At 73.6% G+C, this 23,867-nt stretch carries 19 protein-coding genes; 13 read left to right on the top strand and 6 right to left on the bottom strand.

Going from position 1 to position 23,867, the window contains the following annotated elements:
* Positions 1-3 precede the first annotated feature (3 nt).
* Together ABD361_RS06010 and ABD361_RS06005 are read left to right on the top strand one after the other, a co-directional pair.
* Positions 4-807 carry an ATP-binding cassette domain-containing protein gene (locus ABD361_RS06010; RefSeq protein ID WP_344433701.1) on the top strand — a complete coding sequence of 268 codons (804 nt, stop codon included), beginning with the start codon at positions 4-6 and terminating at the stop codon, positions 805-807.
* On the top strand, positions 804-2,099 hold the full coding sequence (locus tag ABD361_RS06005) for a sugar ABC transporter permease (protein WP_344433700.1): 1,296 nt from the start codon (positions 804-806) through the stop codon (positions 2,097-2,099). The genes ABD361_RS06010 and ABD361_RS06005 overlap by 4 nt, the downstream gene beginning before the upstream one ends.
* Before the next feature lie 313 nt (positions 2,100-2,412).
* On the opposite strand, the gene ABD361_RS06000 is transcribed toward ABD361_RS06005, so the two are convergent.
* Positions 2,413-4,422 (bottom strand): putative Ig domain-containing protein, encoded by a 2,010-nt coding sequence (locus tag ABD361_RS06000; protein WP_344433699.1) that lies wholly within the window; start codon positions 4,420-4,422, stop codon positions 2,413-2,415.
* Between the two features lie 360 nt (positions 4,423-4,782).
* Between ABD361_RS06000 and dxs the strand changes: the two genes are divergently transcribed.
* Both dxs and ABD361_RS05990 read left to right on the top strand, forming a co-directional pair.
* Positions 4,783-6,720, top strand: a complete 1,938-nt coding sequence (dxs, locus tag ABD361_RS05995) for a 1-deoxy-D-xylulose-5-phosphate synthase (RefSeq protein WP_344433698.1) — start codon at positions 4,783-4,785, stop codon at positions 6,718-6,720.
* A gap of 203 nt (positions 6,721-6,923) precedes the next feature.
* Positions 6,924-8,468, top strand: coding sequence for an amino acid permease (locus ABD361_RS05990; protein WP_344433696.1), 1,545 nt, complete (start codon positions 6,924-6,926; stop codon positions 8,466-8,468).
* Between the two features lie 27 nt (positions 8,469-8,495).
* Here the strand turns inward: ABD361_RS05990 and ABD361_RS05985 are convergent, their stop codons facing one another.
* On the bottom strand, positions 8,496-8,888 hold the full coding sequence (locus ABD361_RS05985; RefSeq protein WP_344433695.1) for a PIN domain-containing protein: 393 nt from the start codon (positions 8,886-8,888) through the stop codon (positions 8,496-8,498).
* A gap of 126 nt (positions 8,889-9,014) precedes the next feature.
* On the opposite strand from ABD361_RS05985, the gene ABD361_RS05980 reads away from it, so the two are divergent.
* Together ABD361_RS05980 and ABD361_RS05975 are read left to right on the top strand one after the other, a co-directional pair.
* The gene (locus ABD361_RS05980; RefSeq protein WP_344433693.1) at positions 9,015-10,052 is read left to right on the top strand and encodes a PLL family lectin; all 1,038 of its coding nucleotides are present in this window, start codon (positions 9,015-9,017) and stop codon (positions 10,050-10,052) included.
* 232 nt (positions 10,053-10,284) lie between these two features.
* Entirely contained in the window at positions 10,285-11,829 is a 1,545-nt protein-coding gene (locus ABD361_RS05975) for an alpha/beta hydrolase (RefSeq protein WP_344433692.1), read from the top strand.
* Between the two features lie 176 nt (positions 11,830-12,005).
* On the opposite strand, the gene hemQ is transcribed toward ABD361_RS05975, so the two are convergent.
* The 3 genes from hemQ to ABD361_RS05960 all read right to left on the bottom strand — a co-directional run bounded on the left by hemQ (position 12,006) and on the right by ABD361_RS05960 (position 15,515).
* Entirely contained in the window at positions 12,006-12,719 is a 714-nt protein-coding gene (gene hemQ, locus ABD361_RS05970) for a hydrogen peroxide-dependent heme synthase (RefSeq protein ID WP_344433691.1), read from the bottom strand.
* A gap of 5 nt (positions 12,720-12,724) precedes the next feature.
* A complete protein-coding gene (gene hemG, locus ABD361_RS05965; protein WP_344433690.1) occupies positions 12,725-14,155 on the bottom strand; it encodes a protoporphyrinogen oxidase in 1,431 nt (476 codons plus the stop codon).
* A 154-nt stretch (positions 14,156-14,309) separates the two neighbouring features.
* A complete protein-coding gene (locus ABD361_RS05960) occupies positions 14,310-15,515 on the bottom strand; it encodes an RNA-guided endonuclease InsQ/TnpB family protein (RefSeq protein WP_344433967.1) in 1,206 nt (401 codons plus the stop codon).
* Between the two features lie 113 nt (positions 15,516-15,628).
* On the opposite strand from ABD361_RS05960, the gene ABD361_RS05955 reads away from it, so the two are divergent.
* The 4 genes from ABD361_RS05955 (at position 15,629) to ABD361_RS05940 (ending at position 19,454) form a co-directional block, all read left to right on the top strand.
* Positions 15,629-16,822 (top strand): thiolase family protein, encoded by a 1,194-nt coding sequence (locus ABD361_RS05955; RefSeq protein ID WP_344433689.1) that lies wholly within the window; start codon positions 15,629-15,631, stop codon positions 16,820-16,822.
* Between the two features lie 69 nt (positions 16,823-16,891).
* A complete protein-coding gene (locus tag ABD361_RS05950) occupies positions 16,892-17,593 on the top strand; it encodes a dioxygenase family protein (RefSeq protein WP_344433687.1) in 702 nt (233 codons plus the stop codon).
* 1 nt (position 17,594) lies between these two features.
* Complete coding sequence (locus tag ABD361_RS05945) at positions 17,595-18,047, top strand: peptidase associated/transthyretin-like domain-containing protein (protein WP_344433686.1); 453 nt, start codon at positions 17,595-17,597, stop codon at positions 18,045-18,047.
* 33 nt (positions 18,048-18,080) lie between these two features.
* Positions 18,081-19,454 carry an FAD-dependent oxidoreductase gene (locus ABD361_RS05940; RefSeq protein ID WP_344433685.1) on the top strand — a complete coding sequence of 458 codons (1,374 nt, stop codon included), beginning with the start codon at positions 18,081-18,083 and terminating at the stop codon, positions 19,452-19,454.
* A 146-nt stretch (positions 19,455-19,600) separates the two neighbouring features.
* On the opposite strand, the gene hemE is transcribed toward ABD361_RS05940, so the two are convergent.
* Positions 19,601-20,677, bottom strand: coding sequence for a uroporphyrinogen decarboxylase (gene hemE, locus ABD361_RS05935; RefSeq protein WP_344433684.1), 1,077 nt, complete (start codon positions 20,675-20,677; stop codon positions 19,601-19,603).
* Positions 20,678-20,767: 90 nt separating this feature from the next.
* Here hemE and ABD361_RS05930 point away from each other — a divergent pair, with 90 nt between their 5' ends.
* The 3 genes from ABD361_RS05930 (at position 20,768) to ABD361_RS05920 (ending at position 23,815) form a co-directional block, all read left to right on the top strand.
* Positions 20,768-21,451: a DUF3000 domain-containing protein gene (locus tag ABD361_RS05930; RefSeq protein WP_344433683.1), complete on the top strand. Its 684-nt coding sequence runs from the start codon at positions 20,768-20,770 to the stop codon at positions 21,449-21,451.
* Positions 21,452-21,701: 250 nt separating this feature from the next.
* Positions 21,702-22,361 (top strand): response regulator transcription factor, encoded by a 660-nt coding sequence (locus tag ABD361_RS05925; RefSeq protein ID WP_071963467.1) that lies wholly within the window; start codon positions 21,702-21,704, stop codon positions 22,359-22,361.
* A gap of 182 nt (positions 22,362-22,543) precedes the next feature.
* On the top strand, positions 22,544-23,815 hold the full coding sequence (locus ABD361_RS05920; RefSeq protein WP_344433681.1) for an HRDC domain-containing protein: 1,272 nt from the start codon (positions 22,544-22,546) through the stop codon (positions 23,813-23,815).
* Positions 23,816-23,867: the final 52 nt, after the last annotated feature.

Here is a 23,867-nt window from a genome sequence, read left to right as displayed (position 1 = left end):
GGGATGACGCACATGTCCGCTACGCCCGTGCTGGCGTTGCGCGGAATCTCCAAGCGGTTCGGCGCCGTCCAGGCCCTCACCGACGTAGAACTGGAGATCCATGCCGGCGAGGTGGTCGCCCTCGTCGGCGACAACGGCGCCGGCAAGTCCACGCTCGTCAAGACCATCGCCGGAGTCGGCCCCGCCGACGAGGGCGCCATCGAGTGGGAGGGCCGGCCGGTCACCGTCGACCGGCCGCACGCCGCCCAGGAGCTCGGCATCGCGACCGTCTACCAGGACCTCGCGCTCTGCGACAACCTCGACGTCGTCGGCAACCTCTTCCTCGGCCGCGAGATCACCCGCGCCGGAGTGCTCGACGAGGTCGAGATGGAGCGCCGCGCCCGGGAGCTGCTCGCCACTCTCTCCATCCGCATCCCCAGCGTCCGCATCCCCATCGCCTCCCTCTCCGGCGGCCAGCGGCAGACCGTGGCCATCGCCCGGTCGCTGCTGGGCGAGCCCAAGATCGTCATCCTCGACGAGCCCACGGCCGCCCTCGGCGTCGAGCAGACCGCGCAGGTCCTCGACCTCGTCGAGCGGCTGCGCGAGCGCGGCCTGGGAGTGATCCTCATCAGCCACAACATGGCCGACGTCAAGGCCGTCGCCGACCGGGTCGCGGTGCTGCGCCTCGGCCGCAACAACGGCACCTTCGACGTGGCCACGACCACCCAGGAAGAGATCATCTCCGCCATCACCGGAGCCACCGACAACGCCGTGACCCGTCGCCGGGCCCGTCTCGCCGACGGCGCGGGAGAGGAGGTCGGCCGATGACCGCCGACCTCGCCAAGGACGCCGGCGCCCCCGAGGAGCCCCGCGACACCCCGCCCGCCGCCGGGGACGCCGTCACCGCCGTCGACCCCCGGCTGCTGGTCCGCGAGGAGGGATTCGCCGGTTACTGGAGCGAATTCCGCCGCAAGCTGCGCAGCGGCGAGCTCGGCTCGCTGCCCGTGGTCGTCGGGCTGGCGATCATCGCGCTGGTCTTCCAGCTGCGGGACTCCGCCTTCCTCGGGGCCGAGAACCTCTCCAACCTCTTCGTCACCGCCGCCGGCACCGGCCTGATCGCCGTCGGCATCGTCTTCGTCCTGATCCTCGGCGAGATCGACCTGTCGGTGGGCTCCGTCAGCGGCCTGGCCGCCGCCGTCCTCGCCGTGCTCAACGTGAACCACGGCGTGCCCGAATGGCTCGCCCTGGTCGCGGCGGTGCTCTCCGGCACCCTCATCGGCGCGCTGCACGGCTTCTTCTTCGCCCGCATCGGCGTACCCGCCTTCGTCGTCACCCTCGCCGGCCTGCTCGGCTGGAACGGGCTGATGCTCCAGGTGCTCGGCTCCAACGGCACCATCAACCTCGACGACTCCGGGCTGGTCGCCGCGCTGACCAACCACTACTTCGCCGACGTCTCCGCCGCCTACGGCCTGGCCACGCTCGGCGTGGTGGTCTTCTTCCTCGCTTCCCTGCGCGACAGCAAACGGCGGGAAGCCGCCGGGGTGCCCAGCCGCCCGCTGAGCGAGGTGGCCCTGCGCACCGCGGCCCTGGCGGTGCCGGCCTTCGTGGTGGCCTGGCTCTTCAACCAGTACAAGGGCCTGCCGCTGGCCGTGGTGATCTTCCTCGGCGTCGTGGTCGCCCTCGACCTGGTGCTGCGCCGCACGTCCTACGGGCGCAAGGTCTTCGCCCTGGGCGGCAGCGTGGAGGCGGCCCGCCGGGCCGGCATCAACGTCGCGGCGGTACGGATCTCGGTCTTCGCGCTCTCGGGCACGATGGCGGCGCTCGGCGGCATGTTCCTGGCCTCCCAGATCAACGCCGCCAACCAGTCCTCCGGCGCCGGCAGCCTGCTCATGAACGCCATCGCCGCGGCCGTCATCGGCGGCACCAGCCTCTTCGGCGGCCGGGGCAGGACCTGGTCGGCGCTGCTGGGCGTGCTCGTGATCCAGTCCATCGCCTCGGGGATGGCGCTGCTGGGCATCGCCTCGGCCGTGCAGTACATGATCACCGGTGCGGTGCTGCTCGCCGCCGTCGTGATCGACTCGGTCTCCCGCAAGACGCAGAAGACCGCCGGCCGCGCCTAGCGGAGCCTGTCCGGCGGATCTTCGTTACGGGGCACCACGGTGCCCCGTAGGGGCGCGGGGAACTGCGCGATCGGCCACTGCCGGCCCGCAGCCGACGCGCCACCCCGGGCGGCCCGGGTACCGCACGGCATTCCGTCTGCGGGCGCGTCATGGCTTGTCGCGCAGTTCCCCGCGCCCCTGGCGGGGCGCTGCATGATCCGCCGGACACGCCCTGGCCGGGGCCTGTCCGGCGGGTCTCTGGAAGCGGGTCGCTGGAAAGGGAAAGGGGCCCGGACCGCCGTGCGGTCCGGGCCCCTTCTCGTGCCGCCGGTGCTCAGCTCACGTCGAGCGCCGCGTCGTCGACGACGAAGTCGGTGGCCAAGGAGGAGTCCTCGGTCCCGGTGAACTTCAGCGTCACCGTCCGCCCCGCGAAGGAGGACAGGTCGAAGGACTTCTGGACGTAGCCGGAGGCGCTGTTCGCGTTGGGCCACGAGGCCAGGGTGGTCGAGTCGGCCTGGAGGGTCAGCTTGTCGTAGGCGGTGCTGCCGCTCTCCTTGGTGTCGATGTGCAGCCAGAAGCTCAGCCTGGCGTGGCAGCCGGCCGGGATCGTCACGGCCTGCGCGAGGGTGTCGGTGTGGCTGCTGCCGTAGCCGTCGAGCCAGGCCTTCCAGGAACCGGAGTGCGCGGGCTGGGAGGAGCCGTTGTCGATCACGCCGGAGGTCGCGGTCCACGGGCTCGCGGTGCCGGTCTCGAAGCCGGGGTTGCCCAGCAGCTGGGCGGGGGTGCAGCCGCCGCCGGTGCCGGTGACGGTCCAGGTGAAGGACGCGCTGCCGCTCGCCCTGGTGCCGTCCTGGGCGGTGACGGTGACGGCCGAGGTGCCCGGCGTGGTGGGGGTGCCGCTAATGACGCCGCTGGAGGCGTTGATGGCGAGCCCGGCGGGCAGCCCGGTGGCGCTGTAGGTCAGCGTCTGGGACGTGTCGGAGTCGGTCGCCTTGATCGCGAGGGAGACGGCGGTGCCGGCGGCCGAGGTCTGGTTGCCCGGGTTGGTCACCGTGACGGTGTTGCCGCCGGTGGTGCCGGGGGCGAAGGCGGCCGTGCCGTTGGGCGTGCCGAGCCCGGTGGGGCCGTCGTACCCGGACCCGGCGGTGCACAGGTAGGACGGGGAGCAGCTGCCGTTGGCGCCGGAGGTCACGTCGTTGAGCGCCGCGGGGTAGGCGTAGGGGTACGAGGCCGGGTAGCTGCCCGCGGCGGGGGTGCCGGCCAGGGCGTAGACGGCCGCGACGATCGGTGCGGAGGCGCTGGTGCCGCCGTACACGTTCCACCCGCCGTTCTGGTAGCTGTCGTAGACGGCCAGGCCGGTGGCCGGATCGGCGACGGCCGAGACGTCGGCGACGGTGCGCTTGGCGCAGCCGCCGTCCTGCTGCCAGGAGGGCTTGGCGTCGTAGGCGGAGCAGCCGGAGCCCGCGCCCTGGCCGCCCGCGCCGGAGCCCCATACGGACTCGCTCCAGCCGCGGCTGTTGCCGGCGCGGCTCAGGGTGGTGCCGCCGACGGCGGTGACGAAGCGGGAGGCGGCCGGGTACTCCACGCCGTAGCCGCTGTCCCCGGAGCTGACGGTGATCGCGACGCCCGGGTGGTCGAAGTAGGCGGAGTCGGACGTGGGGTCCGTCGCGTCCTCGCCGCCGCCGTAGCTGTTCGAGACGTACTTGGCGCCCATGGCGACGGCGCGGTTCACGGCCGCGCCCAGGTCCTCCATGGTGGCGCTGTTCGCCTCGACCAGCAGGATGCGGCACTGCGGGCAGACGGCGCTGACCATGTCCACGTCGAGGGATATCTCGCCGGCCCAGCCGGAGTCGGCGGTGGGGTAGTTCGTCCCGCCGTTCTGGTCGACCTTGCGGAAGCAGCCGTTCGCGGTGGTGCAGGCGGGCAGGCCGTACTGCTGGCGGTACGTCGCGAGGTCCGCCTCGGCGTTGGGGTCGTCGTACGCGTCGATGATCGCCACCGTCGCGCCGGTGCCGGCGCCGGCCGGCAGGGCGTAGGCGCTGCGCAGGTCGGCGGGGCCGTAGCCGGAGGGTGCGGCGTTCGCGCTGAGGCCCAGGTGGTGGGCGACGTCGGTGCGCGCCAGGGCCAGGCAGGCCATCCGGCCGGCGGTCGTGGGCCGGGCGCACAGGCGCTGGGTGGGGACGGTCGAGGAGGCGGTGGCCTGCGATGCCGATGTCGCGGGGGTCGCGGCGGCACCGGGGGAGGCGGCGATGAGGCCGCCGGTGACCAGTGCCGCGAGGGAGAGGAGTGCCGTGGTGGCCCGGCCGTGGGGCCGGCTGGTGCGGAAGGATCTCTTCTTGTGCACGGAAAGCCCTCCATCGGGGGGTGTGGGGTGCCCTGGGGTGCGGGCGACGGCGTGGAAAGGCCGCGAGAACGGATCAAGAAAATGTCGCGAGCATGACAAATTCCGCGCCGGAAAAGTGCCACCTCGGTAGGCGGTGGCATGGCTCGAACGTAACGACATCCGTTCCCAAGAAACAACTGACCCGATGGCAAAGGCTTGCTATCGAGCGCCCCGGTGCCGACTCCTACGCCGATTGCGTGACATACCTCCCATCACCCGTTCACCGGCACCGGGAGCGGAACATTAGACTCGACGGATCTAGAAGCTTCAGGCTTCTTTCGCAAGCTTCTACAAGCCGACAGCTCGATGAAGGAGGCACGGGTGGCCCTGCTGACCCGCATCAGGGAACCACGCGACCTGGACCGGCTGAGCCCGGAGCAGCTCGACCGGCTGGCCGCGGAGATCCGCTCCTTCCTGGTCGAGGCGGTCTCCAAGACCGGCGGTCACCTCGGTCCCAACCTCGGCGTGGTGGAGCTCACCATCGCCATGCACCGGGTCTTCGACTCGCCGCGGGACAAGGTCCTCTTCGACACCGGCCACCAGGCCTACGTCCACAAGCTGCTCACCGGCCGCCAGGACTTCTCCAAGCTGCGCGGCAAGGGCGGCCTGTCCGGCTACCCCTCGCGGGCCGAGTCCGAGCACGACGTCATCGAGAACAGCCACGCCTCCACCGTGCTGGGCTGGGCCGACGGCCTGGCCAAGGCCAACCAGGTGCTCGGCCGCAAGGACCACGTCGTCGCCGTCATCGGCGACGGCGCCCTGACCGGCGGCATGGCCTGGGAGGCGCTCAACAACATCGCCGTCGCCAAGGACCGCCCGCTCGTCATCGTCGTCAACGACAACGAGCGCTCCTACGCGCCCACCATCGGCGGCCTCGCCAACCACCTGGCCACCCTGCGCACCACCGACGGCTACGAGCGCTTCCTCGCCCGCGGCAAGGACCTCCTGGAGCGCACCCCCGTCGTCGGCAAGCCCCTCTACGAGACGCTGCACGGCGCCAAGAAGGGCCTGAAGGACTTCATCGCCCCCCAGGGCATGTTCGAGGACCTGGGCCTGAAGTACGTCGGCCCCATCGACGGCCACGACATCCAGGCCCTGGAGTCGGCCCTGCAGCGCGCCAAGCGCTTCAACGGCCCCGTCCTCGTGCACTGCCTCACCCAGAAGGGCCGCGGCTACAAGCACGCCGAGCAGCACGAGGCCGACCGCTTCCACGGCATCGGGGCCATCCACCCCGACACCGGCCTGCCCGTCGCCTCCGGCGGCGCCAGCTGGACCTCGGTCTTCGCGGACGAGATGGTCAAGCTCGGCCACGAGCGCGCCGACATCGTCGCCATCACCGCCGCCATGATGCAGCCCGTCGGCCTGGGCAGGTTCGCCCAGGAGTTCCCCGACCGCGTCTACGACGTCGGCATCGCCGAGCAGCACGCCGCCACCTCCGCGGCCGGCCTGGCCACCGGCGGCCTGCACCCGGTCTTCGCCGTCTACGCCACCTTCCTCAACCGCGCCTTCGACCAGGTCCTGATGGACGTCGCCCTGCACAACTGCGGCGTCACCTTCGTCCTGGACCGCGCCGGCGTCACCGGCGACGACGGCGCCTCCCACAACGGCATGTGGGACATGTCGATCCTGCAGGTCGTCCCCGGCCTGCGGATCGCCGCCCCGCGCGACGCCGACCAGCTGCGCGCCCAGCTCCGCGAGGCCGTCGAGGTCGAGGACGCCCCCACCGTCGTGCGCTACTCCAAGGGCACCGTCGGCCCGGCCGTCGAGGCCGTCGGCCGCATCGGCGGCATGGACGTGCTGCGCCGGCCCGCCGAGGACGTCGTGCGGCCGGACGTCCTGCTCGTCTCCGTCGGCGCCCTCGCCCCCATGTGCCTGGAGATCGCCGACCTCCTCGACAAGCAGGGCATCTCCGCCACCGTCGTCGACCCCCGCTGGGTCAAGCCCGTCGACGAGGCGCTGCCCGCCCTCGCCGCCGAGCACCGCGTCGTCGTCACCGTCGAGGACAACGGCCGCGTCGGCGGCGTCGGCTCGGCGGTCGCCCAGGCCCTGCGCGACGCCGGTGTCGACCTGCCGCTGCGCGACTTCGGCATCCCGCCGCGCTTCCTCGACCACGCCTCCCGCAAGGAGATCATGGCGGAGATCGGGCTCACCGCCCCCGACATCGCCCGCCAGGTCACCGGCCTCGTCGCCACCCTCGACGGCCGCCTGGAGCAGCCCGCCCCCGGCGACACCGACACCGCCGAGGTCGTGCGCGACTGACGTCCCCCCACCGCCGTGCACCCCGGGGCCGGCCGGTACCACCTCGCGTGGTCCGGTCGGCCCTTTCGGCATGGACGGCCCTGCCCTCCATCGGGTGAATCCGCGGCGGCGTGGCCGTGCTCACCCCTTCCGGGCCCGGATCATCGCGGACACTCGCCCAGTTGCGGGTGGACGAGCGATGCCGACCAGGTGGAGGTGAGCCGATGAGCGCACAGCACGGTCCGACGGGCGCGCGGGCGGGCCGCGGCGGGTGGGGCCGCAGCGGCCTGTTCCGTACGAAGACGGTGGAACAGTCCATCCAGGACACCGAGGAGCCCGAACACACCCTGCGCCGGGACCTCTCGGCCTTCGACCTCACCGTCTTCGGCGTCGGTGTCGTCATCGGCACCGGCATCTTCGTCCTCACCGGGAAGGTCGCCAAGGAGAACGCCGGCCCCTCCGTCGCCCTGGCCTTCGTCGTCGCCGGCGTGGCCTGCGCGCTGGCCGCCCTGTGCTACGCCGAGTTCGCCTCCACCGTGCCGGTCGCCGGCTCGGCGTACACCTTCTCGTACGCCTCGCTGGGCGAGCTGCCCGCCTGGATCATCGGCTGGGACCTCATCCTGGAGCTGGCGCTGGGCTGCGCCGTGGTCGCCGTCGGCTGGTCCAGCTACATCCGCTCGCTGCTGGACAACGCCGGCTGGCACCTGCCCCGGGCCCTGACCGGCTCGCACGGCGGCGGCTTCGGCTTCGACGTGCTGGCCTGCGTGCTCGTCCTGGTCCTGACCGGCATCCTCGTCGCCGGCATGAAGCTCTCCTCGCGCGTGACCGCCGTGGTCGTCGGCGTCAAGGTCACCGTGGTGCTCATCGTCATCATCGCCGGCTCCTTCTTCATCAGCGGGGCCAACTACCACCCGTTCGTGCCGCCCTCGAAGCCCGCCGTCGGCGGCAACGGGCTCGCCGCCCCCCTGATCGAGCTGATCTTCGGCTTCACCCCGTCCGACTTCGGCGTCATGGGCATCTTCGCCGCGGCGGCCGTCGTCTTCTTCGCCTTCATCGGCTTCGACATCGTCGCCACCGCCGCCGAGGAGACCCGCAACCCCCAGCGCGACGTGCCCCGCGGCATCCTCGGCTCGCTCGCCATCTGCACCGTGCTCTACGTGGCCGTCTCCATCGTCGTCACCGGCATGCAGAAGTACAGCGAGCTGTCCACCGACGCCCCGCTCGCCGACGCCTTCAAGGCCGCCGGCGCCCCCTTCTGGGCCGGGCTGATCAGCTTCGGCGCGGCCGTCGGCCTGACCTCCGTGTGCATGATCCTGCTGCTCGGGCAGAGCCGGGTGTTCTTCGCCATGAGCCGCGACGGGCTGCTGCCCCGCTTCTTCTCCACCGTCCACCCCCGCTACGGCACGCCGTACCGCTCGACCGTCCTGCTCGGCGTCGTCGTCGCCGTCGTGGCCGGCTTCACCTCGATCGACGTCCTGGCCGAGCTCGTCAACATCGGCACCCTCTTCGCCTTCGTCGTCGTCGCCCTCGGCGTGATCATCCTGCGCCGCACCCGTCCCGACCTGCCGCGGGCCTTCCGCACCCCGTTCGTGCCCGCCGTCCCCGTGCTCTCCGTCCTGGGTTCGCTGTGGCTCATGCTCAACCTGCCCGCCGAGACCTGGCTGCGGTTCGCCGTCTGGATGGCCCTCGGCGTCGCCGTGTACTTCGCCCACGGCCGGCGCCGCAGCCGGCTGGGCCAGGGCGAGAGCCCGACGGCGCCCACGCTCTGAAGACCTCTCCCCGCGCGCGGTACGGCCCTACGCCGGCCGCACCGCGCGCGGGCCGAGCACCTGCGCGCCCCGCGCCCGCACCCGTTCGCGCAGCTCACGGTCCGCCGTGACCACCGCGCAGCGCCGCCCCGGCTCCCGCTGCGCCACCAGCGCCACGATGCGGTCGTCCCCGCTGCCGTCCGCCGCCACCACCCGTACCCCGGGCACGGACGCCACGCCCCGGGCCGCGCCCTCCACCACGAGCACCACCTCCAGCGGGCCCGGCAGCGGCGGATCGGCGACCGGCCCGGGCAGCCCCGCCGCGGCGTACGCCACCAGGCGCTCCCGCAGCCGCTCGGTCGCCCCACGCCGGTCGCGCCACCAGCCGTCGGGCACCGAACCCACGACATTTGCCGCATCCACGATGAGAAGAGCACGCATGCACATCAGCCTTCCATGGCCCTCGCCGGCCCCAAAACCCCAGCTCAGGACAGTGTTATCGTCAGGGTTCGGCAACATCGCGACGATGAGGGCATCACGGTCCCGAGGAAGGCTGGTCAGCGAGTCATGGCAGTGCGCACGGCCATCACCACCGGCTGGTTGCTGCGGGGCGGGGACGGCCGCCTGACGGCCTACGCCCCGGCCTCCGGCGGGCTCCTGCGCTGGACCCAGAACCGGCCCGGCGGCCCCGAGTGGACCGGCCCCCAGCATCTGGAGGTGCCGGGCCTGGAGCCGTACCTGTCCATAGCCCGGACCGCCGAGGGCTACGTCTACGTCGCCGGCCTGCGCCGCCGTACGCACGAGGACGGCCGCACCGAGACGGATGTGGTGTACTCCACGCAGTTCCAGCCGGGCCGCGCCATGACGAACTGGCGCACCATCGGCACCCCGTACGGCCGCGACTGGGACAAGGCCGGGCGGATCGGCTTCCCCGTCGCCGCCGCCGACACCACCGGCCTGCACCTGTACTTCCGCAACGCCGGCGGCGGGGTGAGCGGCCGCCGCCAGGACGCCCGCGGCATCTGGGGCCCCTGGCTGGACCTCGCCGGCAGCCGCGTCGCCGACTCCGGCTCCGCCGCCGTCACCGACGACGGGCGCATCGAGCTGGCCGTGCCCGGGCCCGACCACGTCCTGCGCTGGCGCCAGGAGGAGCCCGGCACCCAGCCGCAGCGCACCGCGAACACCGCCGTGAAGGCGGTGCCCGGCTCCTTCTCCTCCGCCCCCGTGGGCGAGGGCCGCATCGCCCACTTCTGGCGCACCGAGGGCGACGGCGTCCTGCACGTCCGCATCGGCGACGACGTCCGCGCCCTGCCCTCCCTGGGCGGCGGCAGCGGCCCGGTGGCGGCCCTCGGGGGCGTCCTGGCCCAGCGGGCCGACTCCGGCCGCGTGCAGGTGGCCGCCTACCGGCCCGGCAGCGAGCCGGGCGACGTCTCGTGGACCGACACCGGGGCCGACTGCGTCGGCGCCCCGGCCCTCGCCCACGACGGTGCCGGCCGCCTGACCCTCGCGGCGATCGCCCCCGACGGCGGCCTGTGCCTCACCCACCGGCAGGGCGAGGACGGCGCGGCCTTCGGCGCCTGGGCGCGGGTCCAGCAGACGGGCTGATCATGCAGCGCCCCTATGGGGCGCCATGGTGCCCCGCGAGGAAAATCCGCCGGACAGGTCCTGGGCGGCGGGCGCCGGAGAGGGGGTCGGGCGCGGGCGCGTGGCGCGTCCGGCCGGATGCGCCCGTCCCTTCGGGCGCATCCGGGCCGACATCGCAGCGCGGTGCTTTACTTCGCCAACTGGCGATTCGACTATCCCTTTTGTCGTATTTCATATGAAGGGATAGTGCCCCGTGAGAGCAGCAGTCCTGTACGGAACCCTCGGATCCCTCCTCCTCACCGGGCTCACCGGCGTCCCCTCCGCCCCGGCGCACGGTCTCGACACCGCCGAGGCCCGCGGCGTCGCCCTCGCCGCCAAGCGGGCCGCGGACCGGGGCATCGACTTCGACGACTGCCCCGCCGTCGAGGGCCTGCCCGCCCCCATCGAGTGCGGCACCGTCACCGTTCCGCTGGACTACGCCCACCCCGACGGCAAGCAGATCAACCTCACCGTCAGCCGCACCCGCGCCCTGGGCGGGGGAGCCCCCCGGCAGGGCGCCGTCGTCTTCAACCCCGGCGGCCCGGGCGGCAACGGCATGTTCTACCCGCTGCTCGCCCGCCTGCCCCAGTGGCGCGCCGTCGCCGACGCCTACGACCTCGTCGGCTACGCGCCGCGCGGCGTCGGCCGCTCCGCCCCGCTGACCTGCCTCGGCTCCTCCCGCTCCGGCGGCAGCCTGCAGGCCCCGGAGCACCCCAGCGAGGAGTACAAGAAGCGCCAGATCGCCAAGGCCCGCGCCTACGCCGGCGCCTGCGCCCGGCGCAACGGCTCCGCCCTGCAGCACTTCAACAGCCTCAACAACGCCCGCGACCTCGACGTGCTGCGCGCCGCGCTCGGTCAGAAGAAGCTCACCTACGTCGGGGCCTCCTACGGCACCTACTTCGGCGCCCTGTACGCCGCGATGTTCCCCAAGCACGTGCGCCGCATGGTCTTCGACAGCGTCGTCAACCCCGACCCCCGCAAGATCTGGTACGGCAACAACCTCGACCAGTCCCTCGCCTTCGAACGGCGCTTCGGCGACTGGCGCCGCTGGGCCGCCCGCCACGACTCCGTCTACCGGCTCGGCCGCACGGCCGAGGAGGTGCTCGACTCCTACGAGGACGCCGCCGACGACCTCGCCGAGCACCCCGCCGGCGGCATCGTCGGCCCCGCCCAGCTGCAGGCCGTCTTCCTCAAGGCCGGCTACTCCGACAGCTACTGGGCGCGCGACGCCGACGCGCTCGCCGCCTACCTGGACGGCGACGAACGGCCCCTGCTCGCCCTGGCCGGCGGGGCCGCGGGCCACTCGGCGGACAACGAGAACGCCGTCTACACCACCGTCGAGTGCAACGACGCGCCGTGGCCGCACGCGTGGGAGCGCTGGAACCGCGACAACACGCGCGTCGCGGCCCGCGCGCCGTTCGAGACGTGGAGCAATGCCTTCCTGAACCTGCCCTGCGCGTTCTGGCAGGCACCGCGGCAGCGCCCCCTCGACATCCGCATGCCGCGCGGTTCGGGCCTGCCCCCGACCCTGCTGCTGGCAGCCGACCGGGACGCGGCGACCCCGTACAAGGGAGCGCTGGAGCTGCACAAGCGACTGGCGGGCTCGGCGCTGGTGACCGAGCGCGGCGCCGGGACGCACGGCATCGGCGGCGGTCCCAACACCTGCGTCAACCGGCACCTGGAGCGCTACCTGCTCACCGGCGAAGTGCCCACCCACGACGTCACCTGCGCCGGACGGCCGGAGCCGCACCCGGCGTGACCACGGCGCCGCGTAGGGGCGCGGGGAACTGCGCGACAAGCCACGACGCGCCCGCAGACGGAGTGCCGTGCGGTTGCCCGGGCGCCGGGGTGGTGCGTCGGCTGCGGGCCGGCGGTGGCCGCTCGGGCAGTTCCCCGCGCCCCTGACGGGGCGCTGCACAAGTCGACGGACAGGCGTCAGGCCAGGCCGGCGATCAGGTCGGCCACGGCCTTGCGGCGGCCGGTGTAGAAGGGGACCTCCTCGCGCACGTGCATGCGGGCCTCGGAGGCGCGCAGGTGGCGCATCAGGTCGACGATGCGGTACAGGTCGTTCGCCTCGAAGGCCAGGATCCACTCGTAGTCGCCCAGGGAGAACGAGGCGACCGTGTTCGCGCGGACGTCGGGGTAGCCGCGGGCCATCTTGCCGTGGTCGGCCAGCATGCGACGGCGGTCCTCGTCGGGCAGCAGGTACCAGTCGTACGAGCGCACGAACGGGTAGACGCTGACGTAGTCGCGCGGGATCTCGTCGGCGAGGAACGCCGGGATGTGCGACTTGTTGAACTCCGCCGGACGGTGCAGGGCCATGTTCGACCACACCGGCTCCAGCGCCCGGCCCAGCCGCGTGCGGCGGAAGCGGTTGTAGGCGTCCTGGAGGGCGTCGGAGGTCTCCGAGTGCCACCAGATCATCACGTCGGCGTCGGCCCGCAGGCCCGACAGGTCGTAGGTGCCGCGCACCGTGACGTCCTTCTCGGCGAGCTGGGCGAAGAGCTCCTCGACCTCGTCGGCCCAGCCGGCGCGGTCCTGCGGCAGCACGTCGCGCAGCTTGAACACCGACCAGAGGGTGTAGCGGATGACCTCGTTGAGGTCCTTGGCCTTCTTGCCGGCGTTCGGGATCTTCTGCGCGTCAGTCATGGCTCCTATTGTCCCCCCTCGTCCCGCGCGCCCTCGGCCAGGGTCGCCAGAAGCCCGTCCGCGGCGCGGTGGGCGCTGGAGATGCAGGCGGGGATGCCCACGCCGTCGTACACCGCGCCGCACACGGCCAGGCCGGGCAGGCGGCCGACGTGCTCGCGGATGCGCGCCACGCGCTGCGGGTGGCCGACCGGGTACTGCGGAAGACCGCCGTGCCACCGGGTCACCCGCGTCTCCACCGGGGCGGCCGTCAGGCCGACGGCGTCGTCGAGATCCTTGAGCGACATCGACACCAGCTCGGAATCCTCGCGCTCGAGGTCCTCCTCGTCGCCGTACCGCCCGACCGAGGTGCGCAGGACGAAGAGGTCCGGGTCGGCGTCGGCGTTCCAGCGCCACTTGTTGCTGGAGAACGTGGACGCCTTGATCGTGCGGCCGTCGACCGGCGGCACCAGGAACCCGCTGCCCTGCAGCAACCCCTCCACGTCCGAGCGGCGGAAGGCCATGGTGACCAGCGCCATCGAGGCGTACTCGACACCGGCGAGGTCGGCGGAGGCGGCCGGGGCCGCGGCGCGCAGGATCCGCGCGGCCTCCGGCGCGGGCGCGGCCAGCACGACCGCGTCGGCCTCCATGGTCCAGTCGGAGGAGTGGACCTCCCACACCTCGCCGGTCCACCGGAGATCGTGCACGGAGGTGTTGAGGGAGATCTCACCACCCCGCGCCCGCACGGCGTCCGCGACGGCCAGCGGCAGCCGGCCGACGCCGCCCTCGACGCCCACGAACACCGGCCCGCCCGGGGCGGGCGCGGCAGCAGCCCTCGCCTGCAGGGCACGGACGGCGGCCGTGAGCGAGCCGTGCGCCTTGGCGGCCTCGAAGAGCTGGGGGACGGCGCTGCGCAGCGAGATGCGGTACGCGTCACCGGCGTACACACCGCCCAGCAGCGGTTCGACCAGCCGGTCCACGACCTCGCGGCCCATGCGCTCCGCCACGTACGCGCCGATCGCCACGTCCTCGCCGAGCTCGGCGGGCGGCAGCTCCTCGTCGCGCGCGACGCGCGCCAGGCCCTCGGCGGAGAGCACGCCCGAGGCGGCCAGCGCGCCGAGGTCGCCGGGCACGCCCATCATGTGCCCCGTCGGCAGCGGCCGCAGCACGCCGCGGCTCCAGATCGCCGCGGTGGCCGACGGCTGCCGCAGGGCGTCGCCCAGACCCACGGCGCGGGCCAGGTCCACCGCCTCCGGGCGGCGCGCCAGCACCGACTCGGCCCCCAGGTCCACGGGCATGCCCGCGACGTCCCCGGCCAGCAGCTTGCCGCCGACCCGCCCCGAGGCCTCCAGGACGGTCACGCGCACCCCCCCCTCGAGCAGCCGGTGGGCCGCCGCCAGGCCGGAGATCCCGCCACCGATGACCACCACGTGCCGCGAAGGGATGTGCGCTGCGCTCATGTGCCCACTGTCTCAAACCCCCGGTCGGCGGCCGCCGGCACCCCATTGACAGCACTGTGCGCCCCGCGAAGACTCGCGCGCACGAGTCGTCCCACCCGCCCCGACCGTTTACGGAGAACCCTTGGCTTCTGCTCCCTCTGATAGAGGGGGATTCCTACGGCTCGCGCCGTGGGGATTCCTGCTTCGTCGCCAGCCGCCCCGTCCGGGAGGACTCCCGTTGAGGTCTTATACCGGCTCCACAGGCCGACACCGCCAGCCCGGCGGCCTTGATGGTGCGTGCGGCGTTTACGTCCCGGTCGTGGACTGCGCCACAGCCATGACAGGTCCAAGTGCGGACGTGCAGCGGCATTCTCTCTGCGAGCGCTCCGCAGACGGAGCACAGCTTCGAGCTGGGAAACCAGCGGTCCACCGCGATCACCTCGCGGCCGTACCACTGGGCCTTGTACTCCAGCAGACTCCGGAACTCGCCCCACCCTGCGTCGCTGATGGCACGGGCGAGCTTGGCGTTCTTCAGCATGTTCCGGACAGACAAGTCCTCGATCACGATCGTTTGGTTCTCACGAACGAGCCGAGTGGTGATCTTGTGCAAGTGGTCGCGCCGCCGGTCGCAGATGCGGCTGTGGATGCGGGCCACCTTCCGGCGGGCCTTGGCCCGATTGGCTCCGTTGCCCCTGGCCTTGCGGGACAGCTCGCGCTGGGCCTTCGCCAGCCGGGCACGGTCGCGGCGCTCGTGCCGGGGATTGGCGATCTTCTCCCCGGTCGAGAGTGTCAGCAGGTGGTCCAGCCCGGCGTCCACGCCGACCGCTGTGTCGTTGGCAGCCAGGGGCTTCACGGACGGGTCTTCGACCAGAAGGGACACGAACCAGCGTCCCGCGCTGTCCTGGGAGACGGTCACCGTCGAGGGCTTCGCTCCCTGCGGGAGCGGACGGGACCACACGATGTCCAACGGATCGCTCATCTTCGCCAGAGTCAGCTTCCCGTCCCGGAACCGGAACGCCGAGCTCGTGTACTCGGCCGACTTCCGCGACTTCTTTCTGCTCTTGAAGCGCGGGTACCGCGCACGCCCGGCGAAGAAGCCGGTGAAAGCCGCCTGCAAGTGCCGCAGGCACTGTTGAAGCGGGACCGACGACACCTCGTTGAGGTAGGCCAACTCCTGCGTCTTCTTCCACGCCGTCAGCATCGCCGACGTCGCGTTGTAGCCGACATGCTCCTGCCGCAGCGTCCACGCCTCCGCTCGGGCGGCGAGTGCCATGTTGTAGACCTTCCGCACACATCCGAACGTGCGCGACAGCTCGGCTGCCTGCGCACTGGTCGGATGGAAGCGGTACTTGAACGCCCGCTTCACATGCGTGGGCACGATCACAAAGTACTACGCCACCTTGCGGCCACGCAGCGAATCGACTGTCCCCGTTGTGCGCTGCAATGGTCCTTTTCCTCTCGGCCGGAAGGCCGGGGTTTCTTCGGAGGATTCAGATGAACGACCGCATCCGGGATGTGTACATCGTCGACGCCGTCCGCACCCCGGTCGGCAAGTACGGTGGTGCCCTCGCCGGCGTGCGCCCCGACGACCTCGCCGCGCACGTCGTGCGCGCCCTGGTCGGGCGGGCCCCGCAGCTGGACCCGGCGCGCGTCGACGACGTGGTCCTCGGCAACGCCAACGGCGCGGGGGAGGAGAACCGCAACGTCGCCCGCATGGCCGTGCTGCTGGCCGGCCTGCCCGTCTCCGTGCCCGGCGCCACCGTCAACCGGCTGTGCGCCTCCGGCACGGAAGCCGTCGTCCAGGCGTACCGGGCCATCGCCCTCGGCGACGCCTCCGTGATGATCGCCGGCGGCGTCGAGTCGATGAGCCGCGCCCCCTGGGTGCTGCCCAAGCCCGAGCGCGGCTTTCCCGCCGGCCACCAGGACCTGTACTCGACCACGCTCGGCTGGCGCATGACCAATCCGGCCATGCCGCCGCGCTGGACGGTCTCCCTCGGCGAGGGCGCCGAACTCGTCGCCGACAAGTACGGCATCACGCGCGCGGAGCAGGACGCCTTCGCCCTGGCCAGCCACCGCAAGGCCGCCCGGGCCTGGCAGGACGGCGCCTTCGACGCCGAGGTCGTCCCCCTGCCGGACGTGACCGCCACCCGCGACGAATCCATCCGCGACACCACCTCGCCCGAGGCGCTCGCCGCCCTCAGGCCCGCCTTCCGCAAGGACGGCGGCACCGTCACCGCCGGCAACTCCTCGCCCCTCAACGACGGCGCCGCCGCCCTGCTGCTGTGCGACGAGGAAGGCCTGCGCACCACCGGCCGCGAACCGCTCGCCCGCATCCGCGCCACCGCCGTCACCGGCATCGAGCCCGACCTGTACGGCCTCGGGCCCGTCGAGGCCGTACGCCGGGCCCTGGGCAAGGCCGGCCGCGGCTTCGCCGACCTGACGGACGTCGAACTCAACGAGGCCTTCGCCGCCCAGGCGCTCGGCTGCCTCGCCGAGTGGCCGGAACTCGACCCCCGCCTGGTCAACCCGTACGGCGGCGCCATCGCCATCGGCCACCCCCTCGGCTGCTCCGGCGCCCGCCTCACCGGCACCCTCGCCCACCGCCTCGCCGCCGCCGGCACCGGCACCGGCCTGGCGGCCCTGTGCATCGGGGTGGGTCAGGGACAGGCGCTGGTCCTGGAGCGCTGAGCGGCGCCCGGTCCCGGAACGGCGGAAATCGAACGGGAGGCGCGCCGCGGCGCGGGGTAGGCCAGCCGCATGACAGCGCCCGGTACGTCCCCGGACCACAGACCGTCCCGCCCGCCGGGCGGGACGGTGCCGCCCTACACGGGGCTGGCCGCACGCCGGCCGCGCCACGCGCCCGTGCCGCTCCCGCTCGACCCCGACGCGGTCGAGCTCGGCGGGCCCGTCTTCGGCAGCGCCGACCTCGGGCCGTACGACGACGACCTGACGCGGCAGCACACCGGCGAGCCGCTGGGGCAGCGCATCACCCTCCACGGCCGCGTCACCGACCGCCGCGGCCGGCCCGTGCGCGGGCAGCTCGTCGAGGTGTGGCAGGCCAACGCCGCCGGCCGCTACGCCCACCCCGCCGACCGCAACCCCGCGCCGCTCGACCCCCACTTCACCGGCGCCGGCCGCTGCCTGACCGACGCCGAGGGCCGCTACCGCTTCACCACCGTCCGCCCCGGCCCCTACCCGGTGCCCGGGCCCGGCGACTGGTGGCGCCCGGCCCACGTGCACTTCTCCCTCTTCGGCACGGACTTCACCCAACGCCTGGTCACCCAGATGTACTTCGCCGGCGACCCGCTGCTCGGCCAGGACGCGATCCTCGCCGCCGTGCCCGACCCGGCCGCGCGCCGGCGCCTGCTGGCCGTGCCCGACCCGGCCGAGGGGTGCGCCTTCCGCTGGGACGTCGTCCTCGACGGGCCGTACGCCACCTGGCGCGAGGGGGAGCGCTGACATGTCGCTGCCGGTCACCCCGGGCCAGACCGTCGGCCCGTTCTTCACGCTCGGCCTGGCCCTGCCCGCCCGCCCGGGCGCGCTCGTCGTGCACGGGCACGTGTACGACGCCGACGGCGCGCCCGTGCCCGACGCGCTGCTGGAGTTCTGGCAGACCGGGCCCGGCCTGGTCCGGGCGGCCACCGGCCCCGACGGCCACTACGAGGCGCGCACCGCGCTGCCCGGGGACCGGCCGTACGCGGCGGTGTGCCTGTTCGCCCGCGGGATGCCGGGGCACCTGTTCACCCGGGCCTACTTCGGCGTACCGGACGGCGACGCGCTGCTGGCCGGCCTGCCGGCCGGGCGGCGGGCCACGCTGCTGGCCGTGCGCGAGGCCGCGGACCGGTTCCGCTTCGACGTACGGCTCGGCGGCGCCGCCGAAACGGTCTTCCTCCGGCCGGCGCCCGGCCCGTAACGTGATGATCACCGAAGGACGAGGGGAGCGGCGATGACGCAGCGGCGGATGGTGGTCGTGGGCGGCGACGCGGCGGGCATGTCCGCCGCGTCGGCGGCCCGCCGGCTCAAGGACCCCGGGCAGCTGGCCATCACGGCGTTCGAGCGCGGCCGCTTCTCCTCGTACTCCGCCTGCGGCATCCCGTACTGGACGGGCGGGCTCGTCGACGGGCCCGGCGCCCTGGTCGCCCGCACCCCCGAGGAACACCGCCGGCGCGGCATCGACCTGCGCATGCGCACCGAGGTGACCGAGCTCGACCTGCCCGGACAGCGCGTACGCGTCCGCGACCTGACCTCCGGTCAGGAGTCCTGGCACGGCTACGACGACCTGGTCCTGGCCACCGGCGCGCGGCCGCTGCGCCCTGCGCTGGAGGGCATCGACGCGCCCGGGGTGCACGGGGTGCAGACCCTCGACGACGGGCAGGCGCTCCTCGCCGGGCTCGACGGGCCGGACGGGGGCCGGGCGGTCGTCATCGGCGCCGGCTACATCGGCGTGGAGATGGCGGAGGCCCTGCTGCGCCGCGGCTACGCGGTCACGGTCGTCGAGAAGGCGTCCCAGCCCATGTCCACCCTCGACCCCGACATGGGCGCGCTCGTGCGCAAGGCGATGTGCGGCATGGGCATCGACGTGGTGACCGGCACGGCCGTCACCGGCGTGCGCACCGGCCCCGGCGGACGGGTCGCGGCCGTGGCCACGGCCGCCGGTGAGTACCCGGCCGACGTCGTCGTCCTCGGCCTCGGCGTCCGCCCCGAGACGACCCTGGCGGACGCGGCCGGACTGCCGCTGGGGGAGTACGGCGGACTGCTGACGGACCTCGCGATGCGGGTGCGCGGACACGAGAACGTCTGGGCCGGCGGCGACTGCGCCGAGGTCCTCGACCTGGTCTCCGGGCGCATGCGGCACATCGCGCTGGGCACGCACGCCAACAAGCACGGACAGGTCATCGGCACCAACATCGGTGGCGGCTACGCCACCTTCCCGGGCGTGGTGGGCACCGCCGTCAGCAAGGTCTGCGACCTGGAGATCGCCCGCACGGGCCTGCTGGAGGCCCAGGCGAGCGCCGCGGGCCTGGCGTTCCACGCGGTGACCGTCGAGTCGACGAGCCGGGCCGGCTACTACCCCGGCGCCGCGCCGATGACGGTCAAGATGCTCGCCGAACGGCGGACGGGACGGCTGCTGGGCGTCCAGATCGTGGGCCGCGAGGGCGCGGCCAAGCGCGTGGACGTGGCGGCGGTGGCGCTGACGGCGGGCATGACGGTGGAGCGCATGACGGCCCTGGACCTGGGCTACGCACCGCCGTTCTCCCCGGTGTGGGACCCGGTCCTGGTAGCGGCACGCAAGGCCGCGGCGGCGGTGGCGGCGGGGTGACCAGCGCCCCGTAAGGGGCGCGGGGCCGTGTCGATCTGCGGCTGCCGCCGCGTGGGCGCGACAAGCCACGACGCGCCCGCAGGCGGGGTGCCACATCGACTGTCGACTGCGGGCCGTCGGTGGGGCGCCGTAGAGCCGCCGCAGGGCTACCGCGCCGTGCGCTCGTGGACGTACTCGACGAGGTGGGTCAGGGCGTCCGGGTCCGTGGACGGCATGACGCCGTGGCCCAGGTTGAAGACGTGGCCCTCCAGGTCGCGGGCCGCGGCCAGCACCTCGTCCGTCTTGGTCTCCACCGCCTCGCGCGGGGCGAAGAGCACGGTCGGGTCCAGGTTGCCCTGCAGGGCCTTGCCGGGGCCGATGCGGCGGGCGGCCTCGTCCAGGGGGACGCGCCAGTCGACGCCCACGACGTCCGCGCCGGCCTCGCCCATGAGGGCGAGCAGTTCGCCGGTGCCCACGCCGAAGTGGATGCGCGGGACGCCGTAGCCGGCGACGGAGGCGAAGACCTCGGAGGAGGCGGGCATCACGTAGCGGCGGTAGTCGGCGGGGGCCAGGGCGCCGGCCCAGGAGTCGAAGAGCTGGACGGCGCTCGCGCCGGCCTCGATCTGCACGCGCAGGAACGCCGAGGTGATGGCCGACAGGCGCCCGACGAGGTCGGCCCACAGCTGCGGGTCGCCGTACATCATGGCCTTGGTGCGCTCGTACGTCCGCGACGGGCCGCCCTCGATGAGGTAGCTGGCGAGGGTGAACGGCGCGCCGGCGAAGCCGATGAGGGGGGTGGCGCCGAGCTCGGCGGTGAGCATGCCGATGGCCTCGGTGACGTACGCCACGTCGCCGGGCTCCAGCGGCCGCAGGCGGTCGAGGTCGGCGCGGGTGCGCACCGGGTCGGCCACGACGGGGCCGACGCCCGGCTTGATGTCGAGGTCGATGCCGATGGCCTTCAGCGGCACGACGATGTCGCTGAAGAAGATCGCCGCGTCGACGCCGTGCCGGCGGACCGGCTGCAGAGTGATCTCGGTGACCAGCTCCGGGCGCATGCACGACTCCAGCATCGGCACGCCCTCGCGGACCTTGCGGTACTCCGGGAGCGAGCGGCCGGCCTGGCGCATGAACCACACCGGCGTGTGCGGCACCGGCTCACGCCGGCACGCCCGCAGGAAGGCCGAGTCGTGGGCCGCTTCGTGTGCCGCGGTGCGGCCGGTCTGCTGGTGGCTGCGCTCACTCATGCCCCAAATCTTCGCACGGGCCGAACGAGTGACCCGCCCGTGTGGGTGTCCTACCCGGAACCGCGGGTCCTTCCGCCTAGTCTTCCGGGCATGGCTGCGGCGCAGGGACACCTCTCGGACGGTCCGGACGACGCGGATGGGGAGGGCACCCCGTCCGTCTTCCGGCAGGCTGTCGCAGGGCTGCAAGCAGTACGCCTGCGGCCCGAGATCGAGCTGGACGCGACACCGCCGCCCCAGCGGCTCGCCCCGTATTCGTACGCGCTGGAGGCGGCGGTCGTCGTGGACGACGAGGAGCTGGCGGACGGGCGGCTGATCCTGCTGCACGATCCCGCCGGGCACGAGGCGTGGGGCGGCACCTTCCGCCTGGTGACGCTGGTGCACGCGGAGCTGGAACCGGAGATGGCGGCCGATCCGCTGCTGCCGGAGGTGTGCTGGTCGTGGCTCACCGGCGCCCTGGAGGCGCGCCGGGTGCCGTACGTGGCGCCCAGCGGCACCGTCACGCGCGCCGGCTCCCACTACTTCGGGGGACTGCGCGAGCGGGAGCCGTCCACGCGCATCGAGATCCGGGCCTCGTGGTCGCCGGCTCCCTCGCCCGGCACGCGGCCGGGCGGCCAGGCCGGGGCGCGGGGCGCGGAGCCGGTGGTGCCGGACACCGGCGCGCATCTGGCGGCGTGGTGCGACCTGCTGTGCCAGATCGCGGGGCTGCCGCCGGGCGGCGGCCCGGAAGCGGGCATCGTGACGCTGCCGCAGCGCCGGGGGCCGCACCCCCGCTGAGCGCCGCCCCCCATCCACCCCTTCCGACCCGCCGGTCGCGCCCGCGACCGGCGGGTTTCGGTCATGCGGGTGACGAACACGATCGGGCAATCGTCTGAATTGCCCGAATTGTTACTCACCAATTCGTGATCATTCCCTAAAGCCGGGCGGTTCGGTTGCCGAAGCACCTTGTGACCCTTCCGATACGGAACGCCCCGGCTTATCCCCAAGTCGGCACCCGTCCCCGCCACTCCCCCCACCTGGAGGCCTGGTGTCCGTTCTCCTCGAGCAACCCGCTAGCCTCGCCTACCGCCCGAACAAACCGACGGCCATGGTCGTCGTCGCCGACCCCCGGGTCCGCTCCACGGTCACCCGCCACCTGTGGGCGCTGGGCGTGCGCGACGTGATCGAGGCGTCGTCCATTGCGGAGGCCCGGCCGCGCATCGGCAGTCCGCGCGACATCTGCGTCGCCGACGTCCACCTTCCCGACGGCTCCGGCCTGACCCTGCTCTCCGAGACCCGCGCCGCAGGCTGGCCCAACGGGCTCGCCCTGTCCGCCGCCGACGACATCGGCGCCGTACGCAACGCCCTCGCCGGCGGCGTCAAGGGCTACGTCGTCACCGGCACCCGCACCAACCTCGGCGTGCCCGGCCGCCCCGGGGCCGCCCCCATCGGCTCCGCCGCCGCGCGGATGCAGCGCCGCCCCCCGGGCGCCCCCGGGCACCCCGGCGGCTACCGCGAGCTCTCCGGACGCGAGGTGGAGGTGTTGCGGCTGGTTGCGGAGGGCCAGTCCAACAAGGCCATCGGCGTCTCCATGGGCCTGTCGGCGCTCACCGTCAAGAGCCACCTCGCCCGCATCGCCCGCAAGCTCGGCACCGGCGACCGGGCCGGCATGGTCGCCGTCGCCCTGCGCACCGGCATCATCCACTGAGCCTGCTGAGTCCGCTGAGTCCGCTGCGTCCACGAGTCCGCTGCGTCCGCTGAGTCCGCTGGGCCCACTGGGCCCGCGCACAGCGGGCACCGGGGGTGCGCACAGCGCGCCACGAGACGGCCGCGCCCGTCGCCGGAACGTTCCGGCGACGGGCGCTTGCCATGCACAGATACCCTTGACCAGTGACCGACGCCCAAGAGACCGCAGCAGACACGACACTGCGAACCACCGGGGGCGGCCCCCCGGACGACGTCGAACCGGCGCCGATCCCTCTGCTGGAGCCGCGCGAGGGCATCCCCCCGGTGGTCGCCGACGCCGACGCCCTGGACCGGGTGGTCGCGGCCTTCGCCGCGGGCACCGGCCCGGTCGCCGTCGACGCCGAACGCGCCTCCGGCTACCGCTACGGCCAGCGCGCCTACCTCGTCCAGCTGCGCCGCGAAGGCGCCGGCACCGCCCTGATCGACCCCGTCGGCTGCCCCGACCTCTCCGCCCTCGGCGAGGCCGTCGGCGACGCCGAGTGGGTGCTGCACGCCGCCACCCAGGACCTGCCGTGCCTGCGCGAGATAGGGATGACGCCGGCCCGGCTCTTCGACACCGAGCTCGCCGGCCGGCTCGCCGGCTTCGCCCGCGTCGGCCTCGGCGCCATGGTCGAGAACGTCCTCGGCTACGCCCTGGAGAAGGGCCACTCCGCCGTCGACTGGTCCACCCGCCCGCTGCCCGAGCCGTGGCTGCGCTACGCCGCCCTCGACGTCGAGCTCCTGGTCGACCTGCGCGACGCGCTGGAGGCGGAGCTCGAGCGCCAGGGCAAGCTGGAGTGGGCCCGCCAGGAGTTCGACGCCATCGCCTCGGCGCCGCCCGCCCCGCCCCGCAAGGACCCCTGGCGCCGCACCTCCGGCATGCACAAGGTGCGCCGGCGCCGGCAGATGGCCGTCGTGCGCGAGCTGTGGACCGTACGCGACCGGATCGCCCAGCGGCGCGACGTCTCCCCGGGCAAGGTGCTCGGTGACGCGGCCATCGTCGAGGCCGCCCTCGCCCTGCCGGCCACGACGCAGGCACTGGCGGCACTGCCGGGCTTCGGGCACCGCACCAGCCGTAAGCAGCTGGAGCAGTGGATGGCCGCCGTCGAGCGGGCCCGCGCCCTGCCGGAGGCGGAGCTTCCGCAGCCGGGCCAGCCGCTGACGGGGCCGCCCCCGCCGCGCGCCTGGGCCGACAAGGACCCGGCCGCCGCGGCCCGCCTGGCCGCCGCGCGCACGGCGGTCTCCGAGCTCGCGGAGCGGCTGTCCATGCCGCAGGAGAACCTGATCACGCCGGACACGGTGCGCAGGCTGTGCTGGGAGCCGCCGCGGGTGGTGACGGCGGAGGCCGTGGCGGAGATCCTCGTCGGGTACGGGGCGCGGCCGTGGCAGGTCGAGCAGGTGACCCCGGTCCTGGCGAAGGCGCTGGCGACGCGCTGAGCGGAAGTCCTCGAACGGCGGGGGGGGGGGGGGGCAGCCCGGCCCGGGTTCG

This window comes from Streptomyces luteosporeus (assembly GCF_039532865.1).
GTDB lineage: Bacteria > Actinomycetota > Actinomycetes > Streptomycetales > Streptomycetaceae > Streptomyces > Streptomyces luteosporeus.
The sequence above is the reverse complement of the archived record's forward strand: the minus strand, read 5'-3'. Positions and strand labels throughout refer to the sequence as shown.

Excerpts from the sequence above, each read along its gene's own strand:
- hemG (WP_344433690.1), bottom strand. The coding sequence starts at position 14,155 with ATGAGCGCAGCGCACATCCCTTCGCGGCACGTGGTGGTCATCGGTGGC.
- ABD361_RS05930 (WP_344433683.1), top strand. The coding sequence starts at position 20,768 with ATGGCTGCGGCGCAGGGACACCTCTCGGACGGTCCGGACGACGCGGAT.
- ABD361_RS05985 (WP_344433695.1), bottom strand. The coding sequence starts at position 8,888 with ATGCGTGCTCTTCTCATCGTGGATGCGGCAAATGTCGTGGGTTCGGTG.
- ABD361_RS05980 (WP_344433693.1), top strand. The coding sequence starts at position 9,015 with ATGGCAGTGCGCACGGCCATCACCACCGGCTGGTTGCTGCGGGGCGGG.
- ABD361_RS05950 (WP_344433687.1), top strand. The coding sequence starts at position 16,892 with ATGACAGCGCCCGGTACGTCCCCGGACCACAGACCGTCCCGCCCGCCG.
- ABD361_RS05990 (WP_344433696.1), top strand. The coding sequence starts at position 6,924 with ATGAGCGCACAGCACGGTCCGACGGGCGCGCGGGCGGGCCGCGGCGGG.
- ABD361_RS05955 (WP_344433689.1), top strand. The coding sequence starts at position 15,629 with ATGAACGACCGCATCCGGGATGTGTACATCGTCGACGCCGTCCGCACC.
- hemQ (WP_344433691.1), bottom strand. The coding sequence starts at position 12,719 with ATGACTGACGCGCAGAAGATCCCGAACGCCGGCAAGAAGGCCAAGGAC.
- ABD361_RS05945 (WP_344433686.1), top strand. The coding sequence starts at position 17,595 with ATGTCGCTGCCGGTCACCCCGGGCCAGACCGTCGGCCCGTTCTTCACG.
- ABD361_RS06005 (WP_344433700.1), top strand. The coding sequence starts at position 804 with ATGACCGCCGACCTCGCCAAGGACGCCGGCGCCCCCGAGGAGCCCCGC.
- ABD361_RS05940 (WP_344433685.1), top strand. The coding sequence starts at position 18,081 with ATGACGCAGCGGCGGATGGTGGTCGTGGGCGGCGACGCGGCGGGCATG.
- hemE (WP_344433684.1), bottom strand. The coding sequence starts at position 20,677 with ATGAGTGAGCGCAGCCACCAGCAGACCGGCCGCACCGCGGCACACGAA.
- ABD361_RS06010 (WP_344433701.1), top strand. The coding sequence starts at position 4 with ATGACGCACATGTCCGCTACGCCCGTGCTGGCGTTGCGCGGAATCTCC.